This is a genomic window from Pollutimonas subterranea, assembly GCF_002849655.1.
In the GTDB taxonomy this organism is placed as follows: Bacteria; Pseudomonadota; Gammaproteobacteria; order Burkholderiales; family Burkholderiaceae_B; genus Pollutimonas; species Pollutimonas subterranea.
In genome coordinates this window covers 17,238-41,872 of the sequence record NZ_PDNW01000019.1, presented here as the reverse complement: position 1 = coordinate 41,872, position 24,635 = coordinate 17,238, and the positions used below count along the sequence as shown (strand labels likewise).

The following is a 24,635-nucleotide window of genomic DNA, read 5'->3' as shown; positions in this document are numbered from 1 at the left end:
GAGTAACAATGACGATTCGTGTTGCAATTAATGGGTATGGCCGTATCGGACGCAATATCTTGCGTGCGCATTACGAAGGCGGCAAGAAGCACGATATAGAAATCGTGGCCATCAACGACTTGGGCGATCCCAAGACCAACGTACACCTTACGCGCTTCGATACCGCCCACGGAAAGTTCCCCGGTACAGTGGCTGTGGACGGCGACTATATGGTGGTCAACGGCGATAAGATCCGCGTGCTCGCCAACCGCGATCCGTCCGCCTTGCCCTGGGGCGACCTCAACGTGGACGTCGTGCTCGAATGCACCGGTTTCTTCACCAGCAAGGAAAAGGCCAGCGCCCACATCAAGGGCGGCGCCAAGAAAGTCATTATTTCGGCTCCGGGCGGCAAAGATGTCGACGCCACCATTGTGTACGGCGTGAACCACCAGGTTCTGAAGTCCAGCGATACCGTTATTTCCAACGCCTCTTGCACCACGAACTGCCTGGCTCCGTTGGTGCAGCCGCTGCACGAGAAGCTGGGTCTGGTCAATGGCCTGATGACGACGATTCACTCCTACACCAACGACCAGGTCCTTACCGACGTCTATCACGAAGACCTGCGCCGCGCACGTTCGGCCACGCAAAGCATGATCCCGACCAAGACGGGCGCAGCGTCCGCCGTTGGCCTGGTCCTGCCAGAGCTCAACGGCAAGCTCGACGGCTACGCCATACGCGTACCGACCATCAACGTCTCGATCGTCGACCTGTCCTTTGTGTCGGCTCGCGAGACGACGGTCGAAGAAGTCAACGCCATCCTCAAGGCGGCTGCCGACGAAGGTCCTTTGAAGGGCATCCTCGAATACAACGACGAGCCGCTCGTGTCGGTCGACTACAACCACAATCCGGCCTCCAGCACGGTGGACGCAGGCCTGACGAAGGTGTCCGGTTCATTGGTCAAGGTATCTTCCTGGTATGACAACGAATGGGGTTTCTCCAATCGCATGCTCGATACCACGGTCGCCCTGATGTCGGCCAAGTAATCGACTCTTTATCAGTACAGGGGCGGGGTAACCCGCCCTTGACACGTCTGCCTATCGGCGGGGGATATCTTTATGACCATCAATACACTTACCGCTTTGGCGAAAACCGATGCGCTTGGCGGCAAGCGCGTGTTCATTCGCTCTGACCTGAATGTTCCGCTCGCTGACGGCGAAATTACCGAAGACACGCGTATCAGGGCTTCAGTGCCCGCCATACGGCTGGCGCTTGATGCCGGCGCCGCCGTCATGGTCACGTCTCATCTGGGGCGGCCTACCGAAGGCACGGTTACCGATGCCGATACGCTGGCTCCGGTGGCGAGCCGGCTTTCCGCTTTGCTGGGCGCTCCTGTCACGCTGGTGACCGATTGGGTCGACGGGGTTACAGTCAGCCCCGGGCAGGTCGTGATGCTGGAGAATTGCCGCTGCAACGTGGGCGAGAAGAAGGATGATCCGGAGCTTTCCCGCAAAATGGCGGCTTTATGCGATGTGTACGTAAACGATGCATTTGGTACCGCCCATCGCGCCGAAGCCACGACGCACGGAATTGCCAAGTATGCGCCCATCGCCTGTGCAGGTCCCTTGCTGGAAGCCGAGCTGCTGGCCCTGGGCCGTGCATTGAAAGAGCCCAAGCGGCCGCTCGTGGCCATCGTGGGCGGTTCAAAGGTATCGACCAAGCTTTCCATCTTGCAGGCCTTGGCCGATAAGGTCGATCAACTGATCGTGGGCGGCGGTATCGCCAATACCTTTATGCTGGCGGCGGGGCACGCCATCGGTAAGTCGCTGGCCGAGCCGGACCAGGTGGATCAGGCCCGTGCCGTGATCGACATGATGAAGGGACGCGATGCAGCCGTGCCCATTCCGGTGGATGTGGTGTGCGCCAAGACCTTTGGCGCCGATGCCCAGGCGACGGTAAAGGCGGCCGACGCGGTGGCCGACGATGACCTGATCCTGGATATCGGCCCGCAAACCGCCGAGCAATTGGCGGGCATTCTTGCGCAGGCCGGCACCATCGTCTGGAATGGTCCGGTAGGCGTATTCGAATTCGATGCCTTTGCCAACGGCACCAAGGTGGTGGCGCAGGCGATTGCCGATACGGACGGGTTTTCCATTGCCGGCGGTGGCGATACCCTGGCTGCGATTGCGAAATACGGCATAGGCGACAAGATCGGCTATATCTCGACGGGCGGCGGGGCTTTCCTGGAGTTCCTGGAAGGCAGGACGCTGCCGGCGGTTGCCATTCTGGAAGAACGTGCGCGGAACTGATCCTGCACCCGCTAACTGGGAATATTCATGACTGTATCCTCGCGGCTAGTCCGCAACCATCCCGACGAGTTGTTGGTGGGCCTGGTGTCGATTTCCGACCGGGCTTCTAGCGGCACCTACGAAGACAAGGGTATTCCTGCGCTGCAAGCTTGGCTGAGCGCTGTCTTGACCCGGCCGCCGCAGTTCGCCGCGCGCCTGATTCCCGATGAGCGCCAGCAGATATCGGCCACGCTGGTCGAGCTGGTGGACGTAGTGGGCTGCGACCTAGTGTTGACCACGGGCGGCACCGGTCCGGCCAGGCGTGACGTAACGCCGGAAGCGACGCTCGCGGTTGCCACGCGCGAGATGCCGGGTTTTGGCGAGCAGATGCGCCAGATCAGCCTGAAATTCGTGCCGACGGCAATACTTTCCCGGCAAGTCGCCGTGGTCCGCGAAACGCCCGACCATGCGGCACTGATCATTAATCTGCCCGGGCAGCCCAAGTCCATCCAGGAAACGCTGGAAGGCTTGAAGGACCCGGAGGGCAAGGTAATGGTTCCGGGCATCTTCGCGGCCGTACCCTATTGCATCGACCTCATCGGCGGGCCTTACGTCGAAACGCACAAGGATCGCGTTGCCGCCTTTCGTCCTAAGTCGGCGACACGCTGATGACCATCAGCAATTAATCTCATTCCCTCGTAAAATCGAGGCTATCCCTATTCAATCTGCTTTCAGGAGGTCTTGCCATGGCTCTAGTTTCCATGCGTCAGTTGCTCGATCATGCGGCCGAAAACGGCTACGGTATCCCAGCTTTCAACGTCAACAACCTGGAGCAAGTCCAGGCCATCATGGAAGCGGCTTCCGAAACCGACAGTCCGGTCATCATGCAGGCATCGGCGGGCGCCCGTAAATACGCCGGCGAAGGCTTTCTCAAGTATCTGATCCAGGCCGCGGTAGAAAGCTACCCCAATATTCCCGTCGTCATGCACCAGGACCATGGCCAATCGCCAGCCATTTGCCAGGGCGCCATCGACCTCGGATTCTCCAGCGTAATGATGGACGGCTCGCTCAAGGAAGACGGCAAGACCATTGCCGATTACGAATACAACATGGACGTCACTCGCCGTGTGGTCGAGATGGCCCATAAGGTGGGCGTGACGGTCGAAGGCGAACTCGGCTGCCTGGGTTCACTGGAAACCATGCAGGGCGACAAGGAAGACGGCCATGGCGCCGACGGAAAACTCACCATGGAGCAATTGCTGACCGACCCCGAGCAGGCCGCCGATTTCGTCCGCCAAACGCAGCTCGACGCGCTTGCCATCGCTATCGGAACCAGCCATGGCGCCTACAAGTTCACCCGTAAGCCCACTGGCGATATCCTGTCGATTTCGCGCATCAAGGAAATCCATCATCGCCTGCCGAACACGCACTTGGTGATGCACGGCAGCTCCAGCGTGCCGCAGGAACTGTTGGCGGAGATCCGTGAGTTCGGCGGCGACATGAAAGAAACCTACGGTGTCCCGGTCGAGGAAATCCAGGAAGCCATCAAGTTCGGTGTTCGCAAGATCAATATCGACACCGATATCCGCCTGGCCATGACCGGCGCCATCCGCCGCTTCATGGGCGAGAACCCATCCAAGTTCGATCCGCGCGAATACCTCAAGCCTGCGCGCCAGGCAGCCAAGGATGTCTGCAAGCAGCGCTATGAACAATTCGGCACCGCCGGCAATGCCAGCAAGATCAAGCCTATTTCCCTGACTGAAATGGCCAAGCGCTACTCGGCCGGAGAGCTGGCACAAGTCGTCAAGTAAATGCATCAGGCTTTGTATTGATTCGCGTCCTGTCCGGACTGGTCCGGCAGGACGTTCTATTTCAAGGATACCTCGTGGTACAGGCACTACACCAATCAACAATCAAGTCGCTTCCTTTGCTGGCCCGCGGTAAGGTGCGCGATATGTACGCGGTGGGCGACGACAAGCTGCTCATTGTGGCGTCCGATCGCATATCGGCCTTCGATGTCATTCTTGATGATCCCATACCAGGCAAAGGCCAGGTGCTGACCGAGTTGACCGAGTTCTGGCTGAAGAAGCTCGCGCACGTTTTGCCCAATCATGCCACCGGAATCGCGGCCGAAGACGTCGTCGCCGCTGACGAGCGCGAGCAAGTCGCGGGTCGCGCCATGGTGGTCAAGCGCCTGAAACCCATCATGGTGGAAGCCGTAGCGCGGGGCTATCTCATCGGCTCGGGCTGGAACGATTATCGCGACAGCGGCAAGGTATGCGGCATAAGCCTGCCATCCGGCCTGCAACAGGCCAGCCGGCTGCCCGAACCCATTTTTACGCCTGCGGCCAAGGCCGAGCTCGGCTCGCATGACGAGAACGTGGATTTCGACTACGTGGTGAGCCAGGTCGGCAAAGACCTGGCCGAAGAGATCCGCAGCGTTACCTTGCGCCTGTATTCCGAGGCAGCCGCCTTTGCGTTGGACAAGGGCATCATCATTGCCGACACCAAGTTCGAATTCGGCCTGGATGACGAGGGTCGCCTGCACCTTATGGACGAAGTGCTGACACCGGACTCGTCGCGTTTCTGGCCGGCATCGGATTACGCCGAGGGCATTAGTCCGCCGTCGTTCGACAAGCAGTTCGTGCGCGACTGGCTGGAAACCCAGGTTTGGGACAAGACACCTCCCGCACCACGCCTGCCTGCCGATGTCCTGGAAAAGACGGCTGCCAAATATCGCGAAGCCGCCACGCGTCTTACGGCTTGAGCCCGGAACGCGGGCCGGGCACGGTAGAATATCTTTTTGCTCTGCCCAACCCGTGATCTATCTTATAGGTGAGCCGCTATGACTATATTTACTGAAGCCAGCGCTGCCGGCACCCCCCTGGTCGGAATCATCATGGGCTCCGCCAGCGACTGGGACATCATGAAGAATGCCGTCGCGGTGCTTGAGGAATTCGGTATTCCGCACGAACTGAACGTGGTTTCGGCGCACCGCATGCCTCATGATATGGTGGAATACGGCACACAAGCCGTCGACCGCGGACTGCGCGCGATTATTGCCGGTGCGGGCGGTGCCGCCCACTTGCCGGGCATGATGGCGGCCTTGACGCCAGTGCCCGTGTTCGGCGTGCCAGTGCCTTCCAAATACCTGCGTGGCGAAGATTCGCTGTTGTCCATCGTCCAGATGCCCAAGGGTGTGCCGGTGGCCACATTTGCCATAGGCGAAGCCGGTGCGGCCAATGCGGCCCTGCATGTGGTCGCCTGCATGGCGACCACCGATTCCGAGCTGCTGAAAAAACTCATTGCCTATCGCTGTCGCCAAACCGAGGCGGCGCGTGCCATGGTGGTTCCTCCCCATGTGGTGATGTAGTCCTCGCATTTGCCGCCACATCTTTACATCTCTATCTTATTGCTGACAGGTTGTTGACATGAATGAAGCCTCTATCCCCCCCCCGATATCCCCGGGCGACTGGCTGGGCATGATCGGAGGAGGGCAGTTGGGGCGCATGTATTGCCATGCGGCGCAAAGCCTGGGCTACAAAGTTGCCGTGCTTGATCCCGATCCGCAAAGCCCTGCCGGCGCCGTCGCCGACCTGCACATCCGTGCCGCTTATGATGATCAGGCCGGCCTGAAGCAATTGTCTGAACGCTGCAAGGCGATTACCACCGAATTCGAGAATGTGCCGGCCCAAAGCCTGGAAACCCTCGCGTCGGCGTCGCTGGTCCGTCCCGGGGCCCAGGCGGTCGCCGTCGTCCAGGACCGTATCCGCGAGAAGGCCTTCATCAAGAATATCGGGGTGCCCGTGGCTCCTTATGCCGCCATTCACACGCCACAAGACATCGATGCGGCAGCCGAAGGCTTGTTTCCGGGCATACTGAAAGCCGCCAGGCTGGGCTACGACGGCAAGGGGCAGGCGCGGGTCAAGACACGCGAAGAAGCGCGCCAGGCGCTGGAGTCATTTGGGGGCGTCGCCTGCGTGCTCGAAGCGCTATTGCCATTGGCAAGCGAGCTGTCAGTGGTCATGGCACGCGGTGCTGACGGCCAGGCGGTGTTCTATCCGTCGGCCCGTAACGAGCATCGCGACGGCATATTGGCCGTTTCCACTGTCGATGCACGGTCGCCGGACCAGGCGATTGCCGTCCAGGCGGCGAATGCGGCCCTGGCGATCGCGGAAGGGCTCGAATATGTAGGCGTCCTGTGCGTGGAGTTTTTCGTGCTGCAGGACGGCCGGCTCATCGCCAACGAGATCGCGCCCCGGCCACATAACAGCGGTCACTACACCATGAATGCGAGCGTCAGCAGCCAGTTCGAGCAGCAGGTACGCGTCACCGCAGGTTTGCCGCTAGGCGGCACCGCCAGCCTATGTTCCGTTGTGATGCTCAATATCCTGGGCGATGTCTGGTTCGATGATGCCACCGGCCTTAAGCGCGAACCGGACTGGCCCGCGGTATTGGCCGTGCCCGGCGCCAAGCTGCATCTCTACGGCAAGTCCGAAGCGCGGCGTGGCCGAAAAATGGGCCATGTCAATGTGCTGGGCGCCACCGTTGCCGATGCGGTGGGCGCTGCGTCGCGCGTCGCACACGCACTAGGCATTCCCTTCCAGCCATGAGCGCAAACGCTTCGTCGCCCGATATGAGGGCCATGCTGGCGGAAGCGGCCCAACGGCTGGAAGAAGGCCGGCTGGTAGCCTTTCCCACGGAAACTGTCTATGGCCTGGGCGCCGATGCCGAGAATCCGCAGGCCATCGCCCGCATTTACGCCGCCAAGGGACGCCCGGCCAATCACCCGGTTATCGTGCATGTGTCGCCCGAGGCGGACATCACCTATTGGGCAAAGTCCATTCCATCCGAAGCGCGTGCCTTGATGCAGGCGTTCTGGCCAGGTCCGCTCACCCTCATTCTGCCTCGCGCGCAGCATATTCCCGCCGAGGTCAGCGGCGGGCATGGCAGCGTGGGGCTACGCTGTCCCTCGCACCCTGTGGCACAAGCCTTGTTGCGCGAGTTCGCCCGCCTCAAGCCTAACGGGCAGGGCGGTGTGGCTGCCCCCTCGGCCAACAAGTTCGGTCAGGTTTCGCCCACACACGCTGCCCATGTACGGGCCGAGTTTCCTGAATTGTCCGAGACGGCGCTGATGGTCTTGGAGGGTGGCCCCTCGCACGTCGGCATTGAGTCCACAATTGTCGATGTATCTCGGCTGGATCAGGGCGTAGGCCCGGTCTTGCTGCGGCCCGGTCATGTGACTGCGGCGCAAATTGCCGACGTGCTCGGGATTGCGCCGGCGCGTCCCGATGCCGCCGCGCCACAGGTGTCGGGCTCGTTGAAGGCGCATTACGCACCGCGTACGGCCTTGTCGCTGCTGGCCATGGACGACTTGCTGCAGGTCGTCGCCGACGCAACGGACACGGCGCAACGCGTGGCGGCCGTCGTCTTCAGTGTTCCGGTTCACGCTGCGACGACCGGCAACGTGGATTGGCTGGTATGCGCCAATGAGCCGGATGCGTACGCGCGGGAATTATATGCCTTGCTGCGGCGCCTGGATGACCAGGGCTACTCGCGTATTCTGCTCGAGCAACCGCCCCGGACCGCGGAATGGCAGGCGATCAATGACCGCGTAGGGCGCGCGGCGGCGGCTTTTACCTGACCGATCGCTGCGCTGCTCACACGCCGAGGTAGCGCATGAGTAATTCGGGTTGGCCGGCCAGCTCCGCGCTGGGCTGGTTTTCGACCAGGCAGCCTTTTTCCATGACTACGCAGCGGTCGGTGTGTGCCAGTACCTTGCGATAATTGCGGTCCACGATCAGCGTGGACATGCCCGTCGTTCGTACTGACGCGATAATGCGCCAGATCTCCGCGATGATAAGCGGTGCGAGGCCTTCGGTGGCTTCGTCCAGAATGAGCACATCGGGGTTGGTCATCAGTGCGCGTCCTATGGCCAGCATTTGCTGTTCGCCCCCCGATAGCTGCTGTCCGCCATGCTCAAGCCGTTCGGCAAGACGGGGGAATGTCTGCAGCACCCGCTGGTAGGTCCAGTCGTTGCGACCATCGAAGCTTGGGCGCGCCGCCACCTGCAGATTTTCCCGCACGTTGAGGTTGGGGAATATGCCACGCCCTTCGGGTACATAGGCGACCCCCAGCCTGGCAACCTGGTAGGGCGCAGCGCGGGTACAGTCCTTGCCGCGGATGCTGAGAGTGCCGCTGCTTGCGGGGACGTGGCCCATGATGGTCCGTATGAGCGTGCTTTTGCCCATGCCGTTTCGGCCTAGCAGGCCTATGGATTCGCCCGTTCCAATATCCAGGCTGACGCCCTGGAGGACATGGCTTTCCCCGTAATGCGCGTGCAGCGATTGGGCTTGAACGAAAGGCTTCATTCGTCTTCCCCCAGGTAGGCGGTCTGTACGTCAGGATTGCTTCGTATTGCCTGCGGCTCGCCTTGTGCTATGACGCGACCGTTCACCATCACGGTAATTTCGTCGGCAACCTTAAATACGGCGTCCATGTCGTGTTCGACCAGCAGAATGGCATGCTCATTCTTCAGCGATGCCAGCAAGGACAGCATTCTCTCGGTTTCTTCGGGTCCCATGCCGGCCAATGGTTCATCGAGCAACAGCACCTGTGGATGCGTGGCAAGACTCATGGCAATTTCGAGCTGGCGCTTGCGACCGTGCGACAGCATGCCTGCGGTATGGCGGCTGTCGGACTCCAGCCCTGCCAACTGTATGGCCTGGTCTGCCGCGTCGTTGCTGTACCGGCAGTTGCGGGCGGGGCTGCTCCAGTTCCAGAACTGCTGGCGATTGGCTTGTGCGGCAATGCGGCAGTTCTCATGTACTGTCAGGGACGGGAAAATGGTCGTGCGCTGGTAGCTGCGACCCAGCCCAGCCCTGGCGCGGCGCGGCTGCGACCACGAAGTGACCTCTTGCTGGTGCAGGAATATGGCGCCCTCGTTGGGTGCAAGTTCACCGGCCAGCACGCTTACCAGCGTGGACTTCCCGGCGCCGTTCGTACCGATTACGGCGTGTACCGTACCCCGGGTCAGGGTCAGCGAGACGCCATCGATGGCGACCAGGCCATGGAAGCGACGGGTAATGTTTTTCGCGGACAATAAAACGTCGGACATGGACTATCCTTGCGATGGGGCTGGGCGCGCGGCGGAGCGCCTGTTGCGCCACTGGGCTGATATGCCGATGAGGCCGTTGGGCATCAGGGCGACCAGGGCAATAATGCTCAGGCCGAAAGTAAGGTGCCAATGGCTGGACCAGTCGCCGAACAGCGCCTGCGACTGGAAGGCCTCTTGCAGCAGCGTCAGTCCGGCGGCGCCCAGCACGGCTCCCCACAAACGGGTGCTGCCGCCCAGGATGACCATGAGCAACACCAGGCCCGATTGCTCCCATGCCAGCAATTCGGGATTGACGAAGCCGTCTTTGGCCGCATAGAGAAGCCCGCTGATGCCGGCCAGTGCGCCGGCCAGCGTGTAGGCAACCAGTTTGTAATTGAAGGTGGAATAACCCGCGCTGCGCATGCGCTGCTCGTTGACCCGGATGCCCGTCAGCGCAGCGCCGAAACGTGAACGCATCAGCACGGCCAGGAAAATCCAGGTGATCAGCAGGCAGCCCAGCGTGAACAGATAGAAGCTGTAGGGACTGTCGATATTCAGGAGCACCATGTCGCCCAGGCGCAATTCGGGACGGAAATACAGATAGATGCCGTCGCTGCCGCCGCCGATGTCGGTATCGTGGAAGACGTAATAAGCCATTTGCGAAAAGGCCAGTGTCACCATGATGAAGTACACGCCCTTAGTGCGCAGCGCGAGGGCGCCGGTGACCAGGGCGTAGATAAGTGCGCAGCACATCGCGGCCGGCAGCAGGATGAGCAGATTGCCCGGTCCCGACTCTGGCGAGAGCAGCGTCGTGACATAGGCGGCAATGCCGAAGAAGGCGGCATGGCCCAGGCTGACCAGGCCGACACCGCCCACCAGCAGTTGCAGGCTGAGCGCGAAAATGGCGAAGATCATGATCTTGATGACAAGGCTGATGTAGTAATCGCCGAGTATCATCGGCAATACACCAACCACCACCAGGAGTGCAACGATGTACAAGGCTCGTAAAGTAAACATGAATCAGCCTTGACGGAATAGCCCTTCGGGCTTGAACAGAAGAATGGCGGCCATCAGGACGTAAACCAGGACGCCCGCGATGCCGGGGAAAAATACCTGCCCGAAGGTGTCGACAAAGCCTACCAGCATGGCGGCCAGAAAAGCGCCCTTGATGGAGCCGATTCCGCCGATCACCACCACCACGAAGCAGATAATAAGAACGCTGTTTCCCATGCCTGGATAGACGGATGAAACCGGCGCTGCAATGGCCCCTGCAAGCGCCGCCAGGGCGACGCCTATGGCAAATACGATGCGGTACAGGCGGTTGATGTCTATGCCCAGAGAGCTGATCATTTCCCGGTTGCTGGCGCCTGCCCGTATCATCATGCCCAGGCGCGTGCGCGCCAGGACCCAGTACAGCAGGCCGGCCACGAGCAAACAGATGGCCGAAATGAACAGCCGGTATATCGGGTATGTCATGACATCGCCCAGGGCCAACGATCCGGCCAGCCAGGAAGGGACCGGTACTCCATGCACGTCATTGCCCACGGCAATGCTGCGCAGCTCTTCGAAGACCAGGATCAAGCCGTAGGTCATTAGGACCTGCTGCAGGTGATCCCGGTGGTAGAGGAAGCTGAAGAATGCCCATTCAAGAAAGTAGCCCAGAATGGCGGCCGCGAGCACGCAAAACAGGACAGTGACAAGGAAGCCGCCGCCCAGGTACTGGGCGATCAGCGGCTCCAGCGCAAAGGCCATGTAGGCCCCGATCATATAAAAGCTGCCATGGGCAAGATTGATAATGCCCATGATGCCGAAGATCAGTGTCAGGCCGCTGGCAACAAGAAACAACAAAAGCCCATATTGCACCGCATTCAGGCACTGGATCAGAAAGATGGCGGGGTCCACAAAAGCTCCTTGGTACTGCGTTTACAGGCGGCAGCCGCGAGCCGGGTCGGCCAGTGCCTTGATCGCTACGCCCTGGGTGAGGTTCTGTTCACCCTTGACTTGACGCAGGTAGATGTCCTGAATGGGATTGCCTGCTTTGGACAAGGTGAATGGACCGCGGGGGCTATCGATAGTGGCTGCGCTCATGGCGCCGCGCATGTCCGCTTTTTTCGATACATCGCCATTGACGGCTTTAAGTCCGGCAGCCAGCAATTGGGCGGCATCGTAGCCTTGCACGGCATAGACATCGGGCTGCATGGCGGGATAGGCCTTGGAGTAATTGGCGCGGAAGGCATTGTCACGCGGGGTATCCAGGCCGTCGGCATAATGCAGGGTGGTGAACAGGCCCTGGGCGGCTTCGCCCTGCGCCTTCAAGGTGCCGTCGGTCATAAAGCCGCTGCTGAGCAGCGCCACCGACTTGCCCAGGCCCGAGGCGGCATAGTCCTGAACGAATTTCACCGCACCGCCGCCGGCGAAGAAGGTGAAGACCGCATCGGGCTTGAGCGAAGCGACTTCAGTGAGCAGTGGCTGGAACTCTACGTTGGGAAAGGGCAGGGTCAGCTCCTTGATGACCTTGCCGCCCTGTTTTTCGAATGATTCCTTGAATCCCGCAATGGCTTCCTTGCCGGCCGCATAGTTCCAAGTGATCGTGACGGCGGTCTTGTAGCCTTTTTCGACAGCTACCGGGCCCATGGCGTAGGACGGCTGCCAGTTGGAGAACGAGGTGCGGAAAATGTTCTTGCTGCAAAGAGGCCCGGTAATCGAATCGGCGCCCGCATTAGGAATGATAAGCGTGGTATCGGAATCCTTGGCGGCCTTCGCCAGTGCCATCGCTACGCCCGAGTGCACGGTGCCCACCAGGATATCGACCTGGTCGCGCTTGATCAGGCGGTTGGCATTATCGGGTGCCTTGGACGGATTGGATTCATCATCGACCTGGAAGTATTCGAGTTCCTGGCCTGCAAGCTTGCCGCCTTGCTCCTGCACGTAAAGCTTGAAGCCGTTTTCAATGGCCTGCCCCAAGGCGGCGTAGGTGCCGCTATAGGGAAGCATGAAGCCGACCTTGACACTGGCCAGTGCGTTGCTGGTTCCGAAGGCGAGCACCGCAGCCAGGGCGGTGCCGGTCAATACTAGTTTCATTTGTCTGCTCCTTGGTTTTTATATAAATTACAGCTTGGTGCGCAGTGCGCGAGTGAACGGTGATTCAGATGATGCAAGGGTCCAGGCGCCGTGCAAATGTCGCCAAGGCCTGGATGACGGCGAGAGGGTGATCGCGATGCGGCGAGTGGCCGCAGCGGGGAATAATACACAGTTCGGTCTGGGTCGCGACGGCCTGAATGCCGTAAATTTGTTCCAGTGATCCGTATTCGTCGTCTTCACCCTGGATTGCCAGCACCGGACACTGAATCTTGTCCAGGTATTCCCGAATCGACCACGCACGGAAATCGGGGTTTAGCCAGATGTCGTTCCAGCCCCAGAATGCTGAATCCGGATCCTGGTGATATCGCCCCAGCTTGCGTGGCAAGTCGGTGTTCAGGTAAGCCTCGCGGGCGTTCTCTATATTGGAGATGGTGACGTCCTCGACGAAAATATGCGGGGCGGCCACGGCGATGGCCTTGACCCGCTCGGGATACATCGCGGCATACAGCAAGGCAATAGAGCCGCCGTCGCTGTGCCCGAACAGGACAGGACGTTCCCGCTCCAGTCCCAGCGCCTTGAACAAAGCCGGCAAGGCGTCTTGCGCCTGTGCATGCATGAAGCCGACCGGCCATTTTTCGTCATGAGGCCGCGGCGTGCTTCTGCCGTATCCATAGCGCGAAAAGACCAGGCCCCGGCAGTCCAGGGCATCACACACTTGCTCAGGCCAGTCCTTCCACATGGACGCCGAGCCCAGGCCTTCGTGCAGGAAAACCACCAAGTCCTTGTCGGCTCTGTGAGAGCCCAGCCATTGGCATTCGATGAGCAAGTCGCGTCCGAGTGCGTGAACAGGTACGAGGTTGGGAAGGCTGGAAGATTCTTGATTCATGGCGTTATTTGTTGAGTTGCCGTAGCCGGAAGCGCTGGATCTTTCCGGTTGCGGTTTTAGGCAGATCGTCAATGAAATGTATGGTGCGAGGATACTTGAAAGGCGCCAAGTGTTGTTTTATATAAGCCTGGAGCGCGTGTGCCGTGTCCAGGTCGCCTGTCCGGCCCTCGCGCAATACGACATACGCCAGCGTCTTGGTCAGGCCATCGTCGTCGGGTACGCCGATGACCGCCGCTTCCAGGACGCATTCATGCTGGATAAGCATGTTCTCGACTTCAATCGGAGACACATACTGGCCGCTGACCTTGATCATGTCGTCGCTGCGCCCGGCATAGGTGTAATACCCTTCAGCGTCGCAAACATACTTGTCGCCGCTCTTGAGCCACGCACCCTGGAAGGTCTCGAGCGATTTGACTCGATTATTCCAGTACATAAGGGCCGAACTGGGGCCCTTGATGTACAGGTCTCCTATCGCGCCTGCGGCAACCGGCTGGCCGGACTCATCGCGCAGGTCCACCTCGTAGCCGGGTACGGGCTTGCCTGTCGTGCCATAGTGAATGTGTCCCGGCTGGTTGGACAGGAATATATGCAGCATTTCGGTCGAGCCGATGCCATCCAGGATGTCGCAGCCGAAATGCTGCTGAAAGCGGATACCCAGGTCTCGTGGCAAGGCCTCGCCCGCAGACGCACAGATACGCAGCGATACCTGTTCGCGAGCGGGCAGCGACGCCGAGGCCAGCATGCTGGCATATAGCGTGGGCACGCCGCAGAACACCGTGGGGCGATGCCTGGTCAGGCGCTGGAAGACGGCATCCGGTGTCGGGCGTTCCGCCATCAGGATGGTCGTCGCACCGACGGACAGCGGAAATGTCAGTCCATTGCCCAGCCCGTAGGCGAAGAACAGCTTGGCCGCTGAAAATACAACGTCGCTTTCCTGCAAGCCGAGTATGGGCTTGCCGTAGAGCTCGGCGGTATGCCATAGATTGGCGTGCGTGTGCACCACGCCCTTGGGCTGTCCTGTGGAGCCCGACGAGTAAAGCCAGAATGCGATCTCGTCGGATAGCGTAGGGCAGGCCGCCACCGCAGGCTGGGCGGCCGCCATCAGCGTATCCAGGCTGTGGCATGGGTGGGCCAGCCCCTGGTCGGCTTGCGATACGACGATATGCTTGACGTCGTGAGCGTGCTGGCCCAGCGCCTGTTGCAGGACAGGCAGCAAGGCATCCGAGACAAACACGGCTTGGCTGCGGCTGTGCCTTAGCATATAGGCATAGTCGTCGGCGGTGAGCAATGTGTTCACCGCGACGGGCACCACGCCGGCATACAGCGCACCCAGGAATGCAACGGGCCAGTCTATCGTGTCATGCATCAACAACAGAATGCGCTCTTCGCGGCGTATGTCCAGATTGCGCAATAGCCCGGCGAACTGCGTAATCCCGCGCGCCAGCTCCGCGTAGCTCAGGGCGCGCCTGTCGTCGATGTAGGCTGTTTTATCGGCCAGATGAGCGTTGAGTTGGATGAGATGCGCTGCATAGTTCATCTCGGCGGGACAGGCGTGCATGGGTTGTCTCCAGCGTAATTATTGTGTGTTCGGGCGAGCTGTCTTGGCGCTTAGGCTTGAGTAAACGCGATCTTTCCTTGAGGAAGCAGGTAAAGCACCAGGGCGCGCCCCGCGCTGACGGTAGGGCTGTGGACGGTTTGGGGTCCGTAAACCAGCCAGCCTGCCGGCTGGTCATCGAAACGGGCCGCGGCATCCAGCGGCATGATCAAGTCGATTTCGCCTTCGGGATGACAGTGTTCGGGGCCGGCGATGTCGTTCATTTCCACGACATCCACCGAATAGCCGCCCAGGTCCTCGGCCGGCTTGATGACTCTTCCGTAACGTATGCCGCCATGCTCATGCTTGCACATCCAGCCGTCCGCGATGCCCTGTTTACAGGCGCGGACTATGCTCTGGCATACCTCGCCTTCATAGGGGAAGGTCTCCTGCAGCGAAGTTTGCAAGGCTGCATCGAGCGGGCGATCGCCGATCTCATTGGTGACTGTCTGGATCAATTGCCGGAATGCTTCGATGCTGCCCATGGAAAATCCTTTCGTTACTCGGTAAATCGTGCTGCGTCAGTACCGCGCGATATTGAACTGCACCGCAGTATTGATTTGCATCAACTTCTGCCTGGTAAAGATGAAAATTAGGGCTTTTGTTCTGTCAAGTCAAGCACTATAATGCATGTTGACCATAAGCTTAGGGTTATTCTGGGTGAAAAAGAAAGCATTAGACCGAAAAGCAGCCGTCGCCCTGCTGGACTCCTCCTCCGGAGTCGACCCTTACTTGTCATCACTCGGTGAGCGGGTGCGCCGCATGCGGGCGATACGTGGGCTGACGCGCAAAGAGCTTGCCCACGCCACAGGTGTCTCCGAACGCCATCTTGCCAACCTGGAACTCGGTGTCGGCAACGTCTCTGTCCTGGTGCTGCGGCAAATAGCGCACGCCTTCCATTGCGCCATGGCGGAACTCGTGGGCGACGTCACTACCGCCAGCCCGGAATGGCTCCTCATCCGCGAGTTGCTGGAAAAGAGGTCGGAACAGGAGCTTCAACAGGCACGCGAAGCGCTGGCAGAATTATTCGCCGAGAATAATGGGCCAGGAAATCGGAACAAGCTTCAGCAAATTGCCCTGATCGGATTGCGTGGTGCGGGTAAATCTACCTTGGGTCGCATGCTGGCGGCCGACATTGATTATCCATTTGTCGAGCTCAGCGCCGAAATAGAACGGGTCGCCGGTTGTGGCATCCTGGAAATCCATAGTCTCTATGGGCCCATGGCCTACCGACGATACGAACGACGGGCGCTCGAAGAAGCCCTGCAGTTGTACCCGGAAATGGTGCTGGCCACGCCTGGCGGCCTGGTGTCCGAGCCCGCAACCATGAACTTGATGTTGGCGCATTGCCATACCATCTGGATCAAGGCAACGCCTGAAGAACATATGCAGCGCGTCATGGCGCAAGGCGACTTCCGCCCCATGGCCGGAAATAATGAAGCGATGGCCGACCTGAAGCGCATCCTGGCTAGCCGCGAGGCCTTCTATTCCAAGGCTGATTGGGTGTGTTCCACCACAGAGGTTTCCCTGGAGGACTGCTTTAAAGGGTTGCGCGAGCATGTTCGCCAGAAGGCGGGACTGCCGTACTAAGTAGGGATGAAAACGTAGGGAAAAACGAGCATGCATTTTTATGCATGTTCCGTTGACACTGCGCTTTAACTGCAATATTATGCATAATCCGTCACGTGGTAGGCAGTATCTTTCAGCTTCAGAGCCCAGGAACCCAACTTATGACCGAAGCCAGCACTCTTGTCGATTTTCGTACCGACCCTTCCCAGTACAAACATTGGGTCTTGACGTTTGATGGCGAGATCGCGACGCTCGCCATGGACGTCTCGGAAGACGGCGGGATCCGTCCCGGCTACAAGCTCAAGTTGAACTCGTACGACCTTGGTGTTGATATCGAGCTGCACGATGCATTGCAGCGCATTCGTTTCGAACACCCCGAAGTGCGTACGGTAGTCATCACCAGCCTGAAGGACCGTATCTTCTGTTCAGGCGCCAACATCTTCATGCTGGGTCTGTCGACGCATGCCTGGAAGGTGAACTTCTGCAAGTTCACCAACGAAACCCGCAACGGCATTGAAGACTCAAGCCGGCACAGCGGCCTGAAATTCGTGGCGGCCTTGAACGGGGCTTGCGCGGGTGGCGGCTACGAGCTGGCATTGGCCTGCGATGAAATATTGCTCATCGACGACCGTTCTTCGGCTGTAGCGCTGCCCGAGGTGCCGCTGCTTGGGGTACTGCCGGGCACTGGCGGCCTTACCCGCGTCACCGATAAGCGCAAGGTGCGTCATGACTATGCCGATATCTTTTGCACACTCGTTGAGGGCGTGCGCGGCCAGCGAGCCAAAGACTGGCGGCTTGTCGACCAGGTCATCAAACCCGCGCAGTTTGCCGAACAGGTCAAGAACCGCGCCGGCGAGCTTGCCACGCAAAGCGACCGTCCCCGCGATGCACGCGGCGTCAGTCTCACACCATTGAAGCGAATAGTGTCCGATACCGCTGTCGAGTACGAATACGTACAAGTGCAAATCGATAGGGAGAAGCGCCTGGCGACCTGGACCGTGCGGGCGCCTCAACGTGCCGTACCGCAAGATGTGGACGCGATCGTCGCCCAGGGCGCTGCGTGGTGGCCCCTGCAAATGGCCCGCGAACTCGATGACGCCATCTTGCACATGCGTGCCAACGAACTCGATATCGGTACCTGGATTTTCAAGACCAGCGGTGATCCGGCATTGGTACTGGCGGTCGACGACACGCTGCAGCGCTTGGCCGACCACTGGCTGGTCCGTGAGACGCTGGGCATGTTGCGGCGTACGCTGGCGCGCCTGGATGTCACTTCGCGCTCGTTGTTCGCGCTCATTGAAGAGGGTTCCTGCTTTGTGGGCACATTATTCGAGCTGGCCTTGGCTTGCGACCGTTCTTATATGCTTGACGACCCGGATTCTCCGACGCCGGTACATATTGCCTCGAGCGGCCTGAATTTCGGTCACTATCCGATGGTGACCGGCCAGAGCCGTATTGACCGTCGTTTTTACGAAGAGACCGAACCCGTCGACGCAGCCCGCGCCACGCTCGCCAACATGATTACCGCAAGCGAAGCACAGGCGCTGGGCTTGGTCACCTTCGCACTCGACAGCATGGACTGGGACGATGAAATCCGGATCGCGCTGGAAGAGCGCAAGGCGCTATCGCCCGATGCGCTTACCGGCCTTGAAGCCAACCTGCGCTTTTGCGGTACAGAAACCATGGAGACCCGCATATTCGGTCGCCTGACGGCCTGGCAGAACTGGATTTTCAACCGCCCCAATGCGGCCGGAGAAAAAGGAGCGCTAAAGCTGTACGGTAAAGGCGAGCAAGCCAGTTTCGACTGGAATCGCGTCTAACACCGCGCGCCTCTATAACGCCACAAATCATCCCCAAAGGAGCAAGGACATGTCAGGTATCAATTATTCCGAAAAAATCCCGAATAACGTCAACTTGTCCGGCGATCGCACGCTGCAGCGCGCCCTGGAACATTGGCAGCCGAACTATTTGCAGTGGTGGCGGGAAATGGGCCCGGAAGCGTCGCAGAACTTCGATGTCTACCTGCGTACGGCCGTCAGCGTGCAGCCCGATGGCTGGGCGCATTTCGACCATGTGAAGATGCCCGACTATCGCTGGGGCATTTTCCTTGCACCGCAGGATGGCAACCGAAAAGTCCATTTTGGCGAGAACATCGGCCGCGATGTCTGGCAGGAAGCGCCGGGCGAACACCGTGCCAACCTGCGTCGCATCATCGTTACCCAGGGCGATACCGAACCGGCATCGGTCGAACAGCAACGCCACCTGGGCCTGACCGCGCCATCGCAATACGACTTGCGCAACCTCTTCCAGGTCAATGTGGAAGAGGGCCGCCACTTATGGGCCATGGTCTACCTGCTGCACCGCTATTTCGGTCGCGATGGCCGCGAGGAAGCCGACGCCTTGCTGCAACGTAATTCCGGCGACCAGGACAGTCCGCGCATCCTCGGGGCGTTCAACGAAAAGACCCCTGACTGGCTGGCTTTCTACATGTTCACTTACTTTACCGACCGCGATGGCAAGTTCCAGTTGTGTGCCTTGGCGGAATCCAGTTTCGACCCACTGGCCAGGACCACGAAGTTCATGTTGACCGAGGAAGCCCACCACATGTTCGTGGGTGAATCCGGCGTATCGCGCGTCCTGCAGCGTACGGCCGAAATGATGAACCAGTTGAAGACCGAAGACCCCGCTGTCCTTCGTGCCAACGGTGTCATCGATTTGCCGACCATCCAGCGTTATCTCAATTTCCACTACAGCGTCACCATTGATTTGTTCGGCGCCGACCAGTCCTCGAACGCCGCCATCTTTTACAGTTCGGGCTTGAAGGGCCGCTATGAAGAAGGCAAGCGGGCAGATGATCACCAGCTCAAGAACGATACCTACCGCGTGCTCACGGTGGTGAACGGTGAGCTGCGCGATACGGAAGTTCCCATGCTCAATGCATTGAATGAAGTCCTGCGCGATGATTTCATCAAGGACTCCATGGCGGGCGTCGGTCGCTGGAACAAAGTGCTGGAAAAGAACGGCATTGCCTTCCGCTTGACCGTGCCTCACAAGGCCTTTAATCGCCGCATCGGTACGCTTGCGGGGATACGGGTGTCGCCGGAAGGCATAGTCCTTAGCGAAGAGCAGTGGAAGCTGCACGAACACGAATGGCTTGCAACACCTGAAGATCGCGAATTCGTTTCTTCGTTGATGGGCCGCGTGGTCGAACCCGGAAAATTTGCCAATTGGATCGCGCCACCGGTTATTGGCGTCAATCGTCAGCCCATCAACTTTGAATATGTCCGCTTCAACTGATAGCGGCCAACCTGCATCGTCATCGACCAGAATCATGAAACAGCACCTTATTGATCCCGAGGTCTGCATCCGTTGCAATACCTGCGAGGAAACCTGTCCGATCGATGCCATCACCCATGATTCCAATAATTATGTGGTCGACGCCACGATCTGCAATCACTGCATGGCATGCGTGCCGCCATGCCCGACCGGTGCGATCGACAACTGGCTCAATGTATTGACCGGCAGGCCGCATACGCTTGAGGACCAGTTCAGTTGGGAAGAGCTGCCCCCCGTGCAAGAAGAGCCGGGTATGGATGGCAGTGTGTCCGTTGCTGTCGCGGCCGCCGGCGTGCTGGTGGAAGATTCCGGCCTGGATGGGGTGCCGTCGACGGGGGCGGGGTCCAGTATTCCGCCCTGGTCCGCAGCACAGCCTCAGGTCAATCTGTATACCCACAAGAATCCGGTCACGGCGACGGTCGTTGGCAACTACCGCGTCACAGACGAAGACACGGAAAGCGATATCCGGCATATTGTGCTGGACTTCGGCGCGGTGCCGTTTCCCGTTCTTGAGGGGCAATCCATTGCCATATTTCCACCGGGCACCGATAGTAGCGGCCGGGCGTTTCATGCCCGCCAATACTCGATCGCCAGCCCGCGCGACGGAGAGCGCCCGCGCTATAACAACCTGTCCCTGACCGTCAAGCGCGTCATGACCGATAGCGAAGGCAACGTTGTCCCGGGTATATGTTCGAATTACCTTTGCGATCTGAAGAAGAACGATACCGTCCAGGTGATTGGGCCATTTGGAAGCACGTTCCTGATGCCCAACCATCCCGAAGCCAACATCATCATGATCTGTACCGGTACGGGGTCCGCTCCCATGAGGGCCATGACCGAGCGCTGCCGGCGGCAGCTCAAGGAAAAGGCATTCAATGGCAAGCTCATGCTTTTCTTTGGCGCCCGCACCCAACGCGAACTGCCTTACTTCGGTCCCCTGATGAACCTGCCCGCGGACTTTATCGACATCAATCTTGCGCTTTCGCGTGAGCCGGGACAGCCCAAGCGTTACGTCCAGGACTTGATTCGCGAGCGATCGGCCGATGTGGTCCGGCTGCTCGACAACGAAAATACCAGCGTCTACGTGTGCGGGCTCAAAGGGATGGAAGAGGGCGTATTGCAGGCCCTGGAATCCGCGACTGGGTCGGCAGGTGGGCAGTGGGCGGAAGTACATGCCAAATTGAAGGCACAAGGCAGGCTGCACGTCGAGACCTACTGACGCAGAATCCGGAATTAGCCCCGGCATCGCTAATGCGGTTAAACTTGCTGGCTTGTTCCCAGTCTCTTAGAGGTTGTTCCGTTTGCCATGAAATTTAATGAATTCAAAGTCGGAATGGTCATCAAGCACCCGCCCGTTGTGGTTGACGAGCAGGAAATGCTGGAGTTTGCCAAGTCGTACGACCCCCAATGGTTCCACACCGATGTGGAGCGGGCCAAAGAAGGGCGCTGGGGTGGCCTTATAGGCAGTGGCTGGCTCACGTGCAGCCTGGCCATGCGCATGGCTGTGGATGCCGCCTTGCACGACTCCGAATCCTTTGGTTCACCTGGCCTGGAAAGATTGCGCTGGTTGCTGCCAGTGCGCGCGGGCGACGCCCTGCGCCTGGAAGCGACGGTAGATTCGGTGCGCCGGTCGTCCAGCCGCGACGACCTGGGCATCATGCGCTGGTCGTGGAGAGTGTTCAACCAGCGCGACGAACAGGTGCTCGATGTAGAGGCAACGAGCCTGTTCGAGCTTGAATTGACTTAGAAGAAAGCCTGAAGGCCCGTCTGGGCCCGGCCCAATATCAAGGCGTGCACATCGTGCGTGCCTTCATAGGTATTGACCACTTCCAGGTTCACCAGGTGGCGCGCCACACCGAACTCGTCTGAAATGCCGTTGCCGCCCAGCATATCGCGGGCCAAACGTGCAATGTCCAGGGCCTTGCCGCAGGAATTGCGTTTCATCATCGACGTGATTTCAACCGCGGCTGTACCTTCATCTTTCATGCGGCCCAGGCGCAGGCAGCCTTGCAGCGCCATGGTGATATCGGTTTGCATATCGGCCAGCTTCTTCTGTATCAGCTGAGTGGCAGCCAGTGGACGGCCGAATTGCTTGCGGTCCATGGTGTATTGGCGTGCGGTGTGCCAGCAGGCTTCGGCAGCACCCAGTGCGCCCCAGGCAATGCCGAAACGGGCTGAGTTCAAGCAGGTGAACGGACCGCGCAGGCCGCTTACGCCGGGCATCATCTGCTCGGCGCCGATTTCAACCTCGTCCATGACGACTTCGCCGGTGATGGAAGCGCGCAAGCCCACTTTGCCGTGGATGACCGGCGCGGACAGGCCTTTCATGCCTTTGTCCAGAATGAAGCCGCGGATCTTGCCATCGTCGTCGCCGCCGACGACCTTCGCCCAGACGACGAACACGTCGGCGATGGGCGAGTTCGTGATCCACATTTTGCTGCCGCTGAGCTTGTAGCCATCGGCGGTCTTGACCGCACGCGTCTCCATGCTGCCGGGATCAGAGCCATGGTTGGGTTCGGTCAGGCCGAAGCAGCCTATCCATTCGCCGCGGGCGAGCTTGGGCAAGTACTTGCGCTTCTGTTCTTCACTGCCGAACTCGTTGATGGGGACCATGACCAGCGAAGACTGCACGCTCATCATTGAACGGTAGCCGGAGTCGATGCGTTCGACTTCGCGGGCGATCAGGCCGTAGCTGACATAGTTGAGGCCGGCGCCGCCGTATTCCTCGGGTATGGTGGCGCCCAACAGGCCCAACTCACCCATTTCAGAGAAAATCGCGGCGTCGGTTTTTTCGTGGCGGAAGGCCTCGAGCACGCGGGTCGCCAGTTTGTCCTGGGCATACGCTTGGGCGGCATCGCGCACCATGCGTTCTTCTTCAGTTAGCTGGGCGTCCAGCAATAGGGGGTCTTGCCAATGAAAAGAGGGGGCTGCCGACATAATGGGCTCCGGGTCAGATAGGTTTAGATATAAAAAAGGGCGCCCCGGCAGGCATCGAGCAAACCGGGGCCATGGATCAGGCCTGGGCGGCTAGCGCCTGCTGACGAATTTTTTCCAGCGTCGTCGAGGGCGAAATGGTTTCAGGATCGATCAGGCAATGCAGGATGGACGGCTTCTGGCTGGCAACGGCGCGTTCGAAGGCGGATGCGAATTGTTCCGTTGTCTCCACACGCTCGCCGTGGCCGCCAAAGGCCTCGGCATAGGCGGCAAAGTCGGGGTTCTGCAATGAGGTGGCTGACAGGCGCGCGGGATAATGACGCTCCTGGTGCATGCGGATGGTGCCGTACATGCCGTTATCGATAAGGATGACAATAATGGGCAACTGATATTGGACAGCGGTAGCGAACTCCTGGCCATGCATCATGAAGCAGCCATCGCCTGCAAAACAGACCACGGTCTTCGATGGATCAATACGTTTAGCCCCCACGGCGGCGGGCAATCCGTAACCCATGGAGCCTGACGTTGGCGCCAACTGCGTACCAAAGCGCTTGAACTGATGGAAGCGGTGCAGCCAGGTGGCGTAGTTGCCCGCGCCATTGCACATGATGGCATCGTCGGGCAGCGAGGTTCGTAGATACGACATCACCTGGCCCATCTGCAGGCTGCCGGGATGCGTGATTTTCTGTGGGTCGGTCCAGGCAAGGTAGCTGGCGCGTATGCGTTCCAGGTCCGCCGCCCACGGGGCCGCTTGCTGGGGGCGCAAGGCGGCGACGGCTTGCGCGAATGAAGCCGGCGATACATTGATGGCCAGGCTGGCGCGGTAGACACGGTTCAGTTCGCCGGCATCCGGATACACATGCACCAGCGTCTGGGCCGGTACGGGGATGTCGAACAGCGTGTAGCTTTGGCTGGCGATCTCGGACATGCGTCCGCCCACCAGCAAAACTAGGTCGGCTTCCTTTATGTATTGCATCATTTCCGGATTACTGCCCAGCCCCACGTCGCCAATGAAGCAGGGGTGGTCGACCGAACAGAGCATCTGGCGGCGGAACTGCACAGCCACGGGCAACTGGTAACGATCGGCAAACTCGGCGAACTGATCGACTGCGGTCTGGTCCCAGCGTGTGCCGCCCAGTATGGCCACCGGCTTCTTCGCGTTTGCCAGTTGTTGCACCAGGGCTTCCATTTGCGGTACGGTCGGTGCACTGTCGATGACCTCGTAGTGCGGCGCGTCGGCCACTTCCGCGTACTCGACCAGCATGTCTTCAGGCAGGGCGATAACCACCGGACCCGGTCGCCCCGACGTGGCCACATGGAAGGCGCGCGAAATGATTTCCGGTATGCGCTCGACCTGGTCGATTTCGGTTACCCATTTGGCCTGTGTGCCAAACACGGCGCGGTAGTCCATTTCCTGGAAAGCTTCACGTTCGCGCATGCCGCGTTCGATCTGCCCCACGAACAGGATCATGGGGGTGGAATCCTGCATTGCGATATGTACTCCCGCCAAGGCATTGGAAGCACCCGGTCCGCGCGTTACCATGCAGATACCGGGCTCTCCGGTAAGCTTGCCGTGAGCGTCCGCCATCATGGCGGCGCCACCTTCCTGGCGGCATACGGTGACCTGTATGGACGCGTCGTGCAGGCCGTCAAGCACGGCCAGATAGCTTTCGCCGGGCACGCAAAAGACGTGTTTGACGCCTTGCGCGATCAATTGATCGACAAGAATGTGGCCGCCCAGGCGGGAACGAAGTGGGGAGTGTGAGCTTGCTTTCATAGAGGATGAGGATAATGTGCGTTGATGGCACAACGCAATTGATAAAATTGCACAATGTCTTGCTTATTATGCAAGACATTGCCGGGGCGAGTCGTTAC

At 59.6% G+C, this 24,635-nt stretch carries 23 protein-coding genes; 13 read left to right on the top strand and 10 right to left on the bottom strand.

The window, feature by feature from the left end:
- Window positions 1–8: 8 nt before the first annotated feature.
- The 8 genes from gap (at window position 9) to CR159_RS17765 (ending at window position 7,908) form a co-directional block, all read left to right on the top strand.
- A complete protein-coding gene (gene gap / locus CR159_RS17800; RefSeq protein ID WP_102075310.1) occupies window positions 9–1,022 on the top strand; it encodes a type I glyceraldehyde-3-phosphate dehydrogenase in 1,014 nt (337 codons plus the stop codon).
- A gap of 72 nt (window positions 1,023–1,094) precedes the next feature.
- Complete coding sequence (locus CR159_RS17795; protein ID WP_102075309.1) at window positions 1,095–2,285, top strand: phosphoglycerate kinase; 1,191 nt, start codon at window positions 1,095–1,097, stop codon at window positions 2,283–2,285.
- Window positions 2,286–2,312: 27 nt separating this feature from the next.
- Window positions 2,313–2,933: a molybdopterin adenylyltransferase gene (mog, locus tag CR159_RS17790; RefSeq protein WP_102075308.1), complete on the top strand. Its 621-nt coding sequence runs from the start codon at window positions 2,313–2,315 to the stop codon at window positions 2,931–2,933.
- 77 nt (window positions 2,934–3,010) lie between these two features.
- Window positions 3,011–4,075 carry a class II fructose-bisphosphate aldolase gene (gene fba, locus CR159_RS17785; RefSeq protein ID WP_102075307.1) on the top strand — a complete coding sequence of 355 codons (1,065 nt, stop codon included), beginning with the start codon at window positions 3,011–3,013 and terminating at the stop codon, window positions 4,073–4,075.
- Window positions 4,076–4,149: 74 nt separating this feature from the next.
- Entirely contained in the window at window positions 4,150–5,031 is an 882-nt protein-coding gene (locus CR159_RS17780; RefSeq protein ID WP_102075341.1) for a phosphoribosylaminoimidazolesuccinocarboxamide synthase, read from the top strand.
- A 78-nt stretch (window positions 5,032–5,109) separates the two neighbouring features.
- Window positions 5,110–5,637 (top strand): 5-(carboxyamino)imidazole ribonucleotide mutase, encoded by a 528-nt coding sequence (gene purE / locus CR159_RS17775; RefSeq protein WP_102075306.1) that lies wholly within the window; start codon window positions 5,110–5,112, stop codon window positions 5,635–5,637.
- Window positions 5,638–5,695: 58 nt separating this feature from the next.
- A complete protein-coding gene (locus tag CR159_RS17770) occupies window positions 5,696–6,877 on the top strand; it encodes a 5-(carboxyamino)imidazole ribonucleotide synthase (RefSeq protein ID WP_102075305.1) in 1,182 nt (393 codons plus the stop codon).
- The gene (locus tag CR159_RS17765) at window positions 6,874–7,908 is read left to right on the top strand and encodes an L-threonylcarbamoyladenylate synthase (protein ID WP_102075304.1); all 1,035 of its coding nucleotides are present in this window, start codon (window positions 6,874–6,876) and stop codon (window positions 7,906–7,908) included. Before CR159_RS17770 ends, CR159_RS17765 begins: the two co-directional genes overlap by 4 nt.
- 16 nt (window positions 7,909–7,924) lie before the next feature.
- Here CR159_RS17765 and CR159_RS17760 read toward each other — a convergent pair whose 3' ends face one another.
- From CR159_RS17760 to CR159_RS17725, 8 genes are all read right to left on the bottom strand, one after another.
- Window positions 7,925–8,635 carry an ABC transporter ATP-binding protein gene (locus tag CR159_RS17760; protein WP_102075303.1) on the bottom strand — a complete coding sequence of 237 codons (711 nt, stop codon included), beginning with the start codon at window positions 8,633–8,635 and terminating at the stop codon, window positions 7,925–7,927.
- On the bottom strand, window positions 8,632–9,381 hold the full coding sequence (locus CR159_RS17755) for an ABC transporter ATP-binding protein (RefSeq protein ID WP_102075302.1): 750 nt from the start codon (window positions 9,379–9,381) through the stop codon (window positions 8,632–8,634). Before CR159_RS17755 ends, CR159_RS17760 begins: the two co-directional genes overlap by 4 nt.
- A gap of 3 nt (window positions 9,382–9,384) precedes the next feature.
- Window positions 9,385–10,377: a branched-chain amino acid ABC transporter permease gene (locus CR159_RS17750; RefSeq protein ID WP_199173360.1), complete on the bottom strand. Its 993-nt coding sequence runs from the start codon at window positions 10,375–10,377 to the stop codon at window positions 9,385–9,387.
- 3 nt (window positions 10,378–10,380) lie between these two features.
- Window positions 10,381–11,262 (bottom strand): branched-chain amino acid ABC transporter permease, encoded by an 882-nt coding sequence (locus CR159_RS17745; protein WP_102075301.1) that lies wholly within the window; start codon window positions 11,260–11,262, stop codon window positions 10,381–10,383.
- Between the two features lie 21 nt (window positions 11,263–11,283).
- Window positions 11,284–12,441, bottom strand: coding sequence for an ABC transporter substrate-binding protein (locus tag CR159_RS17740; protein ID WP_102075300.1), 1,158 nt, complete (start codon window positions 12,439–12,441; stop codon window positions 11,284–11,286).
- A 64-nt stretch (window positions 12,442–12,505) separates the two neighbouring features.
- The gene (locus CR159_RS17735; RefSeq protein ID WP_102075299.1) at window positions 12,506–13,327 is read right to left on the bottom strand and encodes an alpha/beta fold hydrolase; all 822 of its coding nucleotides are present in this window, start codon (window positions 13,325–13,327) and stop codon (window positions 12,506–12,508) included.
- A 4-nt stretch (window positions 13,328–13,331) separates the two neighbouring features.
- Window positions 13,332–14,885 (bottom strand): benzoate-CoA ligase family protein, encoded by a 1,554-nt coding sequence (locus CR159_RS17730; protein ID WP_102075298.1) that lies wholly within the window; start codon window positions 14,883–14,885, stop codon window positions 13,332–13,334.
- Between the two features lie 50 nt (window positions 14,886–14,935).
- Window positions 14,936–15,406, bottom strand: a complete 471-nt coding sequence (locus CR159_RS17725) for a 4-hydroxylaminobenzoate lyase (RefSeq protein WP_102075297.1) — start codon at window positions 15,404–15,406, stop codon at window positions 14,936–14,938.
- Window positions 15,407–15,551: 145 nt separating this feature from the next.
- Between CR159_RS17725 and CR159_RS17720 the strand changes: the two genes are divergently transcribed.
- The 5 genes from CR159_RS17720 (at window position 15,552) to CR159_RS17700 (ending at window position 21,573) form a co-directional block, all read left to right on the top strand.
- Complete coding sequence (locus CR159_RS17720; RefSeq protein WP_102075296.1) at window positions 15,552–16,511, top strand: helix-turn-helix transcriptional regulator; 960 nt, start codon at window positions 15,552–15,554, stop codon at window positions 16,509–16,511.
- A 140-nt stretch (window positions 16,512–16,651) separates the two neighbouring features.
- Window positions 16,652–18,310, top strand: a complete 1,659-nt coding sequence (gene boxC / locus CR159_RS17715) for a 2,3-epoxybenzoyl-CoA dihydrolase (protein ID WP_102075295.1) — start codon at window positions 16,652–16,654, stop codon at window positions 18,308–18,310.
- Between the two features lie 49 nt (window positions 18,311–18,359).
- Entirely contained in the window at window positions 18,360–19,787 is a 1,428-nt protein-coding gene (gene boxB, locus CR159_RS17710) for a benzoyl-CoA 2,3-epoxidase subunit BoxB (protein WP_102075294.1), read from the top strand.
- A gap of 34 nt (window positions 19,788–19,821) precedes the next feature.
- Entirely contained in the window at window positions 19,822–21,045 is a 1,224-nt protein-coding gene (boxA, locus tag CR159_RS17705; protein ID WP_233208386.1) for a benzoyl-CoA 2,3-epoxidase subunit BoxA, read from the top strand.
- An 87-nt stretch (window positions 21,046–21,132) separates the two neighbouring features.
- Window positions 21,133–21,573, top strand: a complete 441-nt coding sequence (locus tag CR159_RS17700; protein WP_102075292.1) for a MaoC family dehydratase — start codon at window positions 21,133–21,135, stop codon at window positions 21,571–21,573.
- Here the strand turns inward: CR159_RS17700 and CR159_RS17695 are convergent.
- Both CR159_RS17695 and CR159_RS17690 read right to left on the bottom strand, forming a co-directional pair.
- The gene (locus tag CR159_RS17695) at window positions 21,570–22,763 is read right to left on the bottom strand and encodes an acyl-CoA dehydrogenase (RefSeq protein ID WP_102075291.1); all 1,194 of its coding nucleotides are present in this window, start codon (window positions 22,761–22,763) and stop codon (window positions 21,570–21,572) included. The two genes, CR159_RS17700 and CR159_RS17695, sit on opposite strands and share 4 nt — an antisense overlap.
- Before the next feature lie 76 nt (window positions 22,764–22,839).
- Window positions 22,840–24,537: a thiamine pyrophosphate-binding protein gene (locus tag CR159_RS17690; RefSeq protein WP_102075290.1), complete on the bottom strand. Its 1,698-nt coding sequence runs from the start codon at window positions 24,535–24,537 to the stop codon at window positions 22,840–22,842.
- Window positions 24,538–24,635 lie beyond the last annotated feature (98 nt).

Bases quoted from the DNA above. Each gene is read 5' to 3' on its own strand.
- CR159_RS17720 (WP_102075296.1), top strand. From the start codon at position 15,552: ATGTTGACCATAAGCTTAGGGTTATTCTGGGTGAAAAAGAAAGCATTA.
- CR159_RS17700 (WP_102075292.1), top strand. From the start codon at position 21,133: ATGAAATTTAATGAATTCAAAGTCGGAATGGTCATCAAGCACCCGCCC.
- CR159_RS17725 (WP_102075297.1), bottom strand. From the start codon at position 15,406: ATGGGCAGCATCGAAGCATTCCGGCAATTGATCCAGACAGTCACCAAT.
- CR159_RS17755 (WP_102075302.1), bottom strand. From the start codon at position 9,381: ATGTCCGACGTTTTATTGTCCGCGAAAAACATTACCCGTCGCTTCCAT.
- CR159_RS17690 (WP_102075290.1), bottom strand. From the start codon at position 24,537: ATGAAAGCAAGCTCACACTCCCCACTTCGTTCCCGCCTGGGCGGCCAC.
- mog (WP_102075308.1), top strand. From the start codon at position 2,313: ATGACTGTATCCTCGCGGCTAGTCCGCAACCATCCCGACGAGTTGTTG.
- CR159_RS17765 (WP_102075304.1), top strand. From the start codon at position 6,874: ATGAGCGCAAACGCTTCGTCGCCCGATATGAGGGCCATGCTGGCGGAA.
- CR159_RS17770 (WP_102075305.1), top strand. From the start codon at position 5,696: ATGAATGAAGCCTCTATCCCCCCCCCGATATCCCCGGGCGACTGGCTG.
- CR159_RS17760 (WP_102075303.1), bottom strand. From the start codon at position 8,635: ATGAAGCCTTTCGTTCAAGCCCAATCGCTGCACGCGCATTACGGGGAA.
- CR159_RS17735 (WP_102075299.1), bottom strand. From the start codon at position 13,327: ATGAATCAAGAATCTTCCAGCCTTCCCAACCTCGTACCTGTTCACGCA.
- fba (WP_102075307.1), top strand. From the start codon at position 3,011: ATGGCTCTAGTTTCCATGCGTCAGTTGCTCGATCATGCGGCCGAAAAC.
- CR159_RS17740 (WP_102075300.1), bottom strand. From the start codon at position 12,441: ATGAAACTAGTATTGACCGGCACCGCCCTGGCTGCGGTGCTCGCCTTC.
- gap (WP_102075310.1), top strand. From the start codon at position 9: ATGACGATTCGTGTTGCAATTAATGGGTATGGCCGTATCGGACGCAAT.
- CR159_RS17730 (WP_102075298.1), bottom strand. From the start codon at position 14,885: ATGCACGCCTGTCCCGCCGAGATGAACTATGCAGCGCATCTCATCCAA.
- boxB (WP_102075294.1), top strand. From the start codon at position 18,360: ATGTCAGGTATCAATTATTCCGAAAAAATCCCGAATAACGTCAACTTG.
- CR159_RS17795 (WP_102075309.1), top strand. From the start codon at position 1,095: ATGACCATCAATACACTTACCGCTTTGGCGAAAACCGATGCGCTTGGC.
- CR159_RS17750 (WP_199173360.1), bottom strand. From the start codon at position 10,377: ATGTTTACTTTACGAGCCTTGTACATCGTTGCACTCCTGGTGGTGGTT.
- boxC (WP_102075295.1), top strand. From the start codon at position 16,652: ATGACCGAAGCCAGCACTCTTGTCGATTTTCGTACCGACCCTTCCCAG.
- boxA (WP_233208386.1), top strand. From the start codon at position 19,822: ATGAAACAGCACCTTATTGATCCCGAGGTCTGCATCCGTTGCAATACC.
- purE (WP_102075306.1), top strand. From the start codon at position 5,110: ATGACTATATTTACTGAAGCCAGCGCTGCCGGCACCCCCCTGGTCGGA.
- CR159_RS17695 (WP_102075291.1), bottom strand. From the start codon at position 22,763: ATGTCGGCAGCCCCCTCTTTTCATTGGCAAGACCCCCTATTGCTGGAC.